We start from the raw sequence: 9493 nt of genomic DNA, 5'->3' as shown, positions 1-9493 counted from the left end.
GTTTGCAAGAAATTCTATAATCTTTTGAATAGTATTTATTCTTTTTTCTAATTTTTTCATTCAATGTTTTTTCAAAAAACTAATGCCTTTCATATAGTAATAACAAAAAGCCAAAATATCTTTCATGTTTTTTGAGCGTATTTTCAGAAAATGATTGTATATGCCTGATTATGTGAGAGAAAAAAGTTTTATTTTTTTTCATTCTTCAGTAAATTGCTAAAATTTTCAAACTTGCTGTTTAGAGATCATATCCATATTTTCCCATATCAGATATCAATATAAATACAAAAAAATCACAAAAAAAATGCTGTATCTTTGCCTCCCGAAAAAATATAGAAATGAAATTTAATATTTTAAATAAAGATAATAATTCGAAGGCACGAACGGGTTTAATAGAAACTGATCATGGAAAAATTGAGACTCCAATTTTTATGCCTGTCGGGACAGCCGGAACTGTAAAAGCAGTTCATCAGCGAGAGTTGATAAATGATATTAAATCGCAAATAATTCTTGGAAATACCTATCACCTTTATTTGCGACCTGGAATAGATATTATTGAAAAAGCAGGCGGGCTACATAAATTCATAAATTGGAAAAAACCACTACTGACCGATAGTGGTGGTTATCAGGTTTTTTCCTTAGCCGAAAGGAGAAAACTTAGCGAAAAAGGAGTAATTTTCCAATCGCATATCGATGGTTCAAAACATAATTTCACACCTGAAAATGTCGTAGATATTCAACGAATTATTGGTGCAGATATAATTATGGCATTTGACGAATGCACACCTTACCCTTGCGAATATTCATATGCGAAAAAGTCTATGGAGCTAACTCACAAATGGTTGAAGCAAGGCATTGAACATTTCGACAAAACTGAGCCAAAATATGCTCATTCACAGACATTTTTTCCTATAGTTCAGGGAAGTGTTTTCAAAGATTTACGAAAACAATCTGCCGAAAAAATTGCCTCTTTCAATTGCGAAGGAAACGCAATAGGAGGATTGTCGGTAGGCGAGCCGGCAGAAGACATGTATTCAATGATTGAGCTTGTGAACAACATTCTTCCCGAAGAAAAACCACGCTACTTGATGGGTGTTGGGACTCCTGAAAATATTCTGGAAGCTATTTCACTGGGAATAGATATGTTCGATTGTGTTATGCCAACCAGAAATGGCAGAAATGGAATGCTTTTCACCAGCGAAGGAATCATAAATATTAGAAATAAAAAGTGGGAAAACGATTTTTCAGCTATCGATCCGGCAAACAATTGTTTTGTGGATACTCAATATTCGAAGGCATATTTGCGACATTTGATAGTTTCTAAAGAAATTCTCGGAGCACAAATTGCAAGTATTCACAATCTTGCTTTTTATTTGTGGTTAGTAAAGGAAGCGAGAGAAAAAATTAATTCGGGCGAATTTCATGAATGGAAAAAAAACATGACAAATGCTGTAAAGTTTAGACTTTGAAATAAATTACTTAATAATCTAAAGAAAATTTCAGTTTCTATTTGAATATTCAATTTCAATTACCGATAAAAATTTAATGTTAAAAAAACATAATGAAAACAGTCTGTAATTTAAAGTTGTGGAAAAATCAACTGTTTGTAGTTTTTCTTATTGGGATTATAATCTTTGGAATTTCCTGTGGACAGCCTCAAAAGTCGATAATACATCACCCATTTGTATATGATGTTTTTCCAGCCAAAGCAAAAAATGAAGCGAAAAAACCATTGCTACTTTTGCTTCATGGTTTTGGAAGCAATGAAAGAAATTTTTCTAAGGTATTTTCAGACATCGATTCCAATTTTACAATTGTAAGCATGCAAGCCCCAATTGAGTTATCAAAAGGCAAATTTGCGTGGTACGAATTGATTTTTAAGGATGGTGTAGTTCACGATTACGACAAACAGCAAGCAGCAGAAAGTTTGTATGCTTTGAAAAATTTTGTTCAGGACTATATTGAAAAAAATAATTGTAATCCCGACAAAGTATATATTTTGGGATTCAGTCAGGGTGCAATGATGTCGCTCGAATTTATGATTTTGTTTCCCGAAATAATAAATGGCATAGTAGCTTTGAGTGGCAAGCTTGGCGAAGATTTAAGTGAAAAAATTTCAACATCTGAAAAATACTCTCATCTGTCTGCATTTGTTGGTCATGGCAAAAACGATAAAATTGTACTCATTGAAGATGCCAGAGAAGTTCATAAATCTTTGAAAAAGCTTGGAATAAAAACGGAATATAAAGAGTATGATGCAGATCATGCAATTACACCAAACGAATTAGTTGAAATTAGAAATTGGCTACAACAAGAATTGAAAAAATAAAAGACACAACAAACTGTTATCTTTTTTATGTTAAAAAAAATAGACATTTATATAATTAAAAAATTTATTGGGACATTCTTTTTCGCAATAATTTTAATAATCAGCATCGCCATTGTTTTTGATATCACTGAACGAATTGATGATTTTATAGAAAAAGAAGCTCCATTGTCTGAAATCATTTTTGATTATTACATGAATTTTGTGCCCTACTTTGTGAATTTGTACAGTGCTCTATTTACTTTTATTGCAGTAATTTTTTTCACATCGAAAATGGCATACAATACCGAGATTATTGCAATTTTAAGCAGTGGTGTAAGCTTTCTGCGATTAATGCTTCCATATTTGCTTTCGGCAATTATTATTGCATTGTTTTCTTTTATTTTGAATAGCTATATTATTCCTCCTGCAAATAAAAACAGGCTCGAATTTGCTGAAAAATATTTGAAAAATCCGTACCGAAACTACGATAAGCATATTCACAAACAAATCTTGCCTGGTGTTTATATGTATATGGAAAGTTACAGCACTACTACTCACACCGGGCAACTTTTTTCGCTCGAAAAATTTGAAGATAAAAAATTAGTTTCAAAACTTACTTCCGACTATATAAAATGGAATAAGGAAACAAAAAAATGGGATATTTATAATTACTTTATCAGGCATATTGATGGCTTAGATGAGCGTTTTGAAAAAGGGAAAAAAATTGACACAAGCCTTACGGTTAAACCAAAAGATTTCAGCAGCCGGCTCAACATTGTTGAAACAATGAACATTCACGAGCTGAACAGTTTTATTGAACAACAAAAAGTGCGAGGTGCAAGCAATATTGAAAGTTATTTGATTGAAAAATATAATAGAATTGCTTACCCTTTTTCTACATTTATTTTGACCTTAATAGGCGTAACTATTGCATCAAGAAAAGTGAAAGGAGGTATTGGACTACACATCGGTTTAGGAATTGCAATAAGTTTTAGCTACATTTTATTTATGAGGTTTTCGTCTCAATTTGCTATAAATGGCAGCCTTAATCCGCTTGTTGCTGTTTGGCTACCAAATATAATATTTGTTTTTGTAGGATATATTTCTTATCGAATTGCTCCGAAATAGTTTTGAGAATTGGAGATTTGATTTTATTCATTTCTAAGGGGAGTTCTAAAAATAGTAAAGTTCAAGGCGTAAGAAATTGTAATACCGCAGTTTGCTATTGTAAATGAGGATTTTAAAATTTAGAAACAACGAAGAAATTTGTATTTTTAGAAGTCTCCCTAAATCTTCAAATTCTTAAATCCCTGGTTCATCCTTTTTCAACGTAAAACAACTTTTTCAACAATTTTTTCTCCGGCATATTTGTTTACAGCCTCAATTACAGTTGTCTGCAACATTTGAAGTTCGCTCCTAACAACCGATGAACTGAGATGAATAAAAAGACAACGATTTTTTATATATAGATTTGTAGTAGCATTTGCAACAATTTTTCCAACTATAAATTCCCAATTTTTAATTAGCCTAACTTCTTTCAGTTTATTATCTAATTTGTTTTTTTGAAGTATTTCTTCAACAATTGATTTTACAGCTACTGTATTGTTTCTTCTCATTTATTTTTTCAACTATGTATTTATTTAAAATTCAATGTTTTAGTAATTATAATAACATTGAATGCAAACAGAATGTGATTTTAGACTCATTGGTTTGCGAAACTGTCAGCCTGTGTAATAATTCCATTTTCGATATTAAATATTATATTTTCAATATCAATTTCAGAAAGTATTTTATGCAATCTATCCTGGCTGGTATCGGAAATAAAAATTTGCCCAAAATTGTTTCCCGAAAGTAATTTTACAATCTGTTTAACTCTTTTTGCATCGAACTTGTCGAAAATATCATCTAACAAAAGTATTGGTTTATAATCATTTGTCATTTTCATAAAATCGTATTGTGCGAGTTTCAGAGCCACAATAAATGTTTTTTGTTGTCCTTGTGAGCCATTTCTTTTTAGAGGAAAATTTTTGAGTTTAAAAACCAAATCGTCTTTATGGGTACCTTTAGTCGTGTATTGAAGAATTTTATCCTTTTCTAACGATTCAATCAAAAGTTTTTCTAAGCCACTGTCGTTCAACTGCGATGAATATTCTAAATCGACAATCTCGCTATTTTCAGAAATAATATCGTAATATTTCTGAAAAAGAGGAATTAATCTATTTATAAAATCGACCCTTTTTTCATGTATTTTCTCACCATAAAACACAAGTTGTTCGTTCCAAATTTCAATTGAATCGCTATCGAAATTTGGTTTTTGCGATATAGATTTTAAAAAGGCATTTCGTTGAGTTAAAGCTTTGTTGTATTTTATCAAATTGCGCAAATAATTAATATCGAATTGCGAAATAACAGTATCGACAAATCGCCGTCTTTCGTCGCTGCCTCCAACAATAAGGTTGCTATCCATTGGCGAAATTATCACAAGAGGGATAACCCCAATATGCTCCGAAAGCCTTGAGTATTCTTTGTCGTTTCGTTTAAATTGTTTTTTCTGGTTTAATTTAACACCACAATAGATTTTTTCTAATTTCTCATTTTTGTTATAAGTTCCCTGAATTACAAAAAAATCTCTTTTATGTTTAATATTGCTCGAATCCGAAAAATTGAAACAACTTTTACAAAACGACAGATAAAAAATAGAATCTAAAATATTGGTTTTTCCAACACCATTGTTTCCAATGAAACAATTTATTCGTTGCGAAAATTGGGTTTCGACAATATCGTAATTTTTGAAATTTATTAATGATAGATTTTGTAAAAACATAAAACACTCTCTAACTTTTATTAACTTTTCTATAAAACCGAACTAAAATTAGTCTTCTTAAAATGGTAAAATTATTAATATTTATTATATCAGAGAAAATTGTTTGCAAAAGGTTCGAATTCAAAAATATAAACTATCTAAATAAGAATTACGAATTTATCGAAAACTACAATTTAGTGAAATATCCCAGAAAAATAAACAATATTTGTAATAAAACCATGTCGAATTCTCAAATAAAAAACTATTTACACAATCACAATTTCTTGCTTTGAGCTAAAATATTTTTTAAAATTAAACTAAAAATTATTTGTTAGAAATAAAAGAATTATATTTGCGAACTTTTTAAGAAAAATAATATTGAAATGGCGAAGAAAAAAACGGACGGCAACTTTGAAATAGTAGAGGATGCATTAAGTAAGACGGAACAGTACATTGAGGATAATCAGAAAAGTTTATCGATTATTGTAGCTGCTATTGTAATTATAGTTGGAGGCTATTTAGCATACAACAAATTGTATATCAAACCATTGCAAGAAGAAGCATTAGCAAATGTTTTCTTTGCAGAACAATATTTCGAGAAAGACTCTTTTAATTTGGCTTTAAATGGAGACGGAAATAATCTTGGTTTTCTTGATATTATAGATGAATTTGGAGTTACTAAAGTTGGGAATTTAGCAAATTACTATGCTGGAATTTCTTACCTAAGACTCGGAGATTACGAATCGGCAATTGAGCACTTACAAACTTTTGATTCTGACGATTATATTTTAGAGCCCGTTTCGCTCGGTGCAATTGGCGATGCAAATATGGAACTCGAAAATACTGACGAAGCCTTAGATTATTACCTGAAAGCTTCAAAGTTTGAGAACGAATTTACAACTCCACTTTATTTAATGAAAGCAGGTTTGGTTTACGAGAAACTTGGCGACTACGAGAAAGCCCTGCAATTGTATGAAAGAATTGATATAGAATACGAAAAATCTAACGAAGGAAGATATATTAAAAAATATATTCAAAGAGCTAAAATGAAATAATTGAATTAATTTTCTGAAAAAAAAGTATCAAGACAATTTTGGTACTTTTTTTTTGTTCTAATAAATCATTATCTTAAAAAAAGGGAAATAAATTATGCAGACAAACAAAAGTAATGGTACTAATAACGATTTTAATTTAATACCATCAGCCGAAAACTTTTCGTTTGGGATTGTTGTAGCTGAATGGAATAAAGAAATAACCGAAGCACTTTATGAAGGAGCCTGCAATACACTCATCCAATATGGCGCGACGGAAGAAGCAATAGAAAAATATTCAGTTCCTGGAGCATTTGAACTTTCATATGCAGCAAAAGCCCTTGTAGAAAACAGACTATTTGATGCAATTATAGTTTTAGCTTGCGTTATCAAAGGCGAAACTCCTCATTTCGATTATATTTGTCAAGCAGTAGCAAACGGAATCACCCAAGTAAATATAGATGCTGATATCCCTGTAATTTTTGGAGTTTTAACGACCAATAATCTTGAGCAAGCCCAAGACCGTGCCGGTGGGAAATTTGGGAACAAAGGTTCTGAAGCAGCAATTTCAGCCATCAAAATGGCAGCTTTAAACGATCATTTATTAGATGAGGAGTTTTTTGAAGAAGATGACGACTTTGATGAAGATGATGACTTCGATGATGATGCATTCTAAAAACCATTCAACAAATTTTATGATTACGAAGTTTTGATTGAAGGAATCTTCAATTTATAAGCTGAAATAAGTTTGACTAATATTTCATTAATCTTTTCGTAAAGATAAAACTGTTGTAATGAAAAAGAATTTCACAATTTGCTATTCACCAATAATTTTCACCAAGACCCTTTTTCGTCTTTTTCCATCAAATTCTCCATAAAAAATTTGCTCCCATGGGCCAAGATCTAATTTTCCATTAGTAATGGCAACAACAACCTCTCGCCCCATTATTGTACGCTTCAAATGTGCATCGCCATTGTCTTCAAATCCATTGTGATGATATTGCGAATATGGTTTTTCAGGAGCTAGTTTTTCTAACCAGTTTTCATAATCCTGATGCAAACCCGATTCGTCATCGTTTATAAAAACGCTTGCTGTTATGTGCATTGCATTCACAAGCACAAAGCCTTCCTGAATGCCGCTTTCATAAACACAACTATCAATTTCAGGAGTTATATTTATCAACTCTCTTCTTTTTGATGTATTATACCAAAGCTCTTTTCTAAATGATTTCATGTCGTAAATATTAGTTATTGTATTCTTCGTTATCCCAATAATTCATTGGGCAATCCGATTCTTTGCTATTTGCTTTTGCAGGAATATAGCACCCACAGGCACTGCAATGTAAATATATTTTTTCGCTGGCATGATCGCAACTCGTACAGATTTTCATTCTGGCTTCAGCCATTTCTTTGGTTTCCGGATTGCCAAAAAACAAATTTCTCCAACCTGTGAATATTTCTATTATTTTTTTCAAATTGCTATGTTTATCGTTTTAGTTTGACAATGAATCAGATTTTTATTGTTAAATTTCTATATCAAAAAAACAATTTTGCAAACCCATGAAGTTTCATAAACTACCTTAGTTTCAGCGATTTAATTACACTTTCAATTTTCTCATCTAAAATTCTATTCACTGTCTCAAAATCCTCTTTTCGTTCAAGTTTTTCTTTCACTCCGAAATAGAATTTTATTTTAGGTTCTGTTCCCGAAGGACGAATTGATATTTTAGATCCATCTTCTAAGAAAAATTGTAGAACATTTGATTTTGACAATTCTATTGCTTTTGAAGTATTTAGATTAAGGTCTTTTTCTTCTTGTAAAAGATAATCTTTGATAAGTACAATTTTCGAATTGTTAATATGTGAAGGAGGATTATTTCTGAAATTATCCATGATTTTTTTAATTTCTTCTGTTCCTTCTTTTCCTTTTTTAACAATTGAGATTAAGTTTTCTTTATAAAAACCAAATTCGATGTAAATCTCTATCAATAATTCGATTAACTTTTTGCCTTGATTTTTAGCCCATGCTGTGGCTTCTGCAATTAATGCACATGCCATAACTGCATCTTTGTCGCGAACAAATTCGCCGGCAAGGTAACCGTAACTTTCTTCACCGCCTCCGATATAAGTTTTTTTGCCTTCCAATTTTTTCATAATATCGGCAAAAAATTTAAATCCGGTAAGAGTATCGAAATATTCAACTTTATACTTTTTGGCAATATCGACTAATAGCTCTGTTGTAACTATTGTTTTGATAATGTATTCCTTACCCTTAATTTTTCCGTTCTCCGACCATTTTCTGAGCAGATAATAAATCAAAATTGCAGCAGTCTGATTTCCATTTAGCAAAGTGAAATTATTGTTTAGGTCTTTCACAGCAATTCCCACTCTGTCGGCATCGGGATCTGTTGCCATAACAATTTCTGCATCAACTTCTTGTGCTCGCTCAATAGCCATTTTCAGAGCTGCTGGTTCTTCTGGATTCGGCGAAACTACTGTTGGAAAATTACCATCAACTTTATCTTGCTCTTTGATATTAAAAATATTAGTGAAGCCATATTTTCGCAAAATTTCGGGGACTAATTTAACCCCAGTTCCATGAATTGGAGTGTAAACTATTTTCATATCTTTTTGTTGTTCAATCACTTCGGGCGACAATGAAAGCGATTTTACATTTTCGAGATAAAGTTCGTCAATTTCATTTCCAATAATTTCTATAAGGTCATTATTTCCGGAAAATTTAACTTCATTTATATCAGTAATTTTACGTGCTTCTTCAACAACATTCACATCGTGCGGATTTATTAATTGCCCACCATCGTCCCAATATGCCTTGAAACCATTATATTCTTTTGGGTTGTGAGAAGCTGTAATTACCACCCCACTTTGGCATCCGAAATGACGAATTGCAAACGAAAGTTCAGGAGTTGGTCGCAAAGATTCAAAAAGGTATGCTTTTATTCCATTTGCAGAAAAAATATTGGCTGTAGTTTCGGCAAATAGAGGACTATTATTGCGGCAATCGTATGCTACTGCAACTTTTATTTGCTCCCTGTCTTTGAAATTTTGTTTCAAATAGTTACACAATCCCTGAGTTGCCATTCCAACAGTATAAATATTCATGCGGTTTGTTCCAACTCCCATTATTCCTCGCAAACCACCAGTTCCAAATTCAAGGTCTTTATAGAAAGATTCGACTAAGTCTTTCTCATCATTTTGAAGCAAATATTTTACTTGTTCTTTTGTTTTTTCGTCATAACTTCCTTCCAACCATTGTTGTGCTTTCTCTTTTACAAGTGTCAGATTATCTGTGTTTTTCATATCAATAAAATTATTTTTTCTATTCAACAA

General features: G+C 31.5%; 10 protein-coding genes. 5 read left to right on the top strand and 5 right to left on the bottom strand.

The annotated features are described in order from the left end of the window. The first annotated feature begins 338 nt into the window (after positions 1–338). From tgt to HN894_14090, 3 genes are all read left to right on the top strand, one after another. Positions 339–1469 carry a tRNA guanosine(34) transglycosylase Tgt gene (gene tgt, locus HN894_14100; protein MBT7144457.1) on the top strand — a complete coding sequence of 377 codons (1131 nt, stop codon included), beginning with the start codon at positions 339–341 and terminating at the stop codon, positions 1467–1469. Positions 1470–1561: 92 nt separating this feature from the next. Further along, complete coding sequence (locus HN894_14095) at positions 1562–2329, top strand: alpha/beta fold hydrolase (GenBank protein ID MBT7144456.1); 768 nt, start codon at positions 1562–1564, stop codon at positions 2327–2329. A gap of 18 nt (positions 2330–2347) precedes the next feature. Next, positions 2348–3436: a YjgP/YjgQ family permease gene (locus HN894_14090; GenBank protein ID MBT7144455.1), complete on the top strand. Its 1089-nt coding sequence runs from the start codon at positions 2348–2350 to the stop codon at positions 3434–3436. Positions 3437–3633: 197 nt separating this feature from the next. Here the strand turns inward: HN894_14090 and HN894_14085 are convergent, their stop codons facing one another. Next, the gene (locus HN894_14085; protein MBT7144454.1) at positions 3634–3924 is read right to left on the bottom strand and encodes a DUF721 domain-containing protein; all 291 of its coding nucleotides are present in this window, start codon (positions 3922–3924) and stop codon (positions 3634–3636) included. Positions 3925–4010: 86 nt separating this feature from the next. Next, complete coding sequence (gene recF, locus HN894_14080; protein MBT7144453.1) at positions 4011–5132, bottom strand: DNA replication and repair protein RecF; 1122 nt, start codon at positions 5130–5132, stop codon at positions 4011–4013. Between the two features lie 362 nt (positions 5133–5494). Between recF and HN894_14075 the strand changes: the two genes are divergently transcribed. Continuing rightward, a complete protein-coding gene (locus HN894_14075; GenBank protein ID MBT7144452.1) occupies positions 5495–6166 on the top strand; it encodes a tetratricopeptide repeat protein in 672 nt (223 codons plus the stop codon). 94 nt (positions 6167–6260) lie between these two features. Further along, positions 6261–6818, top strand: coding sequence for a 6,7-dimethyl-8-ribityllumazine synthase (locus tag HN894_14070; protein MBT7144451.1), 558 nt, complete (start codon positions 6261–6263; stop codon positions 6816–6818). Positions 6819–6959: 141 nt separating this feature from the next. Here HN894_14070 and HN894_14065 read toward each other — a convergent pair whose 3' ends face one another. The 3 genes from HN894_14065 to HN894_14055 form a co-directional block, all read right to left on the bottom strand. Beyond that, a complete protein-coding gene (locus HN894_14065; GenBank protein MBT7144450.1) occupies positions 6960–7376 on the bottom strand; it encodes a YjbQ family protein in 417 nt (138 codons plus the stop codon). A gap of 10 nt (positions 7377–7386) precedes the next feature. Then, positions 7387–7617, bottom strand: a complete 231-nt coding sequence (locus HN894_14060; GenBank protein MBT7144449.1) for a hypothetical protein — start codon at positions 7615–7617, stop codon at positions 7387–7389. 100 nt (positions 7618–7717) lie between these two features. After that, entirely contained in the window at positions 7718–9463 is a 1746-nt protein-coding gene (locus HN894_14055) for a phospho-sugar mutase (protein ID MBT7144448.1), read from the bottom strand. Positions 9464–9493: the final 30 nt, after the last annotated feature.

The organism is Bacteroidota bacterium, assembly GCA_018692315.1.
In the GTDB taxonomy this organism is placed as follows: domain Bacteria; phylum Bacteroidota; class Bacteroidia; order Bacteroidales; family JABHKC01; genus JABHKC01.
Note: the sequence above shows the minus strand (reverse complement) of the source record. Positions and strands in the feature narration are given on the sequence as shown.

Excerpts from the sequence above, each read along its gene's own strand:
- tgt (MBT7144457.1), top strand. The coding sequence starts at position 339 with ATGAAATTTAATATTTTAAATAAAGATAATAATTCGAAGGCACGAACG.
- HN894_14095 (MBT7144456.1), top strand. The coding sequence starts at position 1,562 with ATGAAAACAGTCTGTAATTTAAAGTTGTGGAAAAATCAACTGTTTGTA.
- HN894_14085 (MBT7144454.1), bottom strand. The coding sequence starts at position 3,924 with ATGAGAAGAAACAATACAGTAGCTGTAAAATCAATTGTTGAAGAAATA.
- recF (MBT7144453.1), bottom strand. The coding sequence starts at position 5,132 with ATGTTTTTACAAAATCTATCATTAATAAATTTCAAAAATTACGATATT.
- HN894_14075 (MBT7144452.1), top strand. The coding sequence starts at position 5,495 with ATGGCGAAGAAAAAAACGGACGGCAACTTTGAAATAGTAGAGGATGCA.
- HN894_14070 (MBT7144451.1), top strand. The coding sequence starts at position 6,261 with ATGCAGACAAACAAAAGTAATGGTACTAATAACGATTTTAATTTAATA.
- HN894_14065 (MBT7144450.1), bottom strand. The coding sequence starts at position 7,376 with ATGAAATCATTTAGAAAAGAGCTTTGGTATAATACATCAAAAAGAAGA.
- HN894_14055 (MBT7144448.1), bottom strand. The coding sequence starts at position 9,463 with ATGAAAAACACAGATAATCTGACACTTGTAAAAGAGAAAGCACAACAA.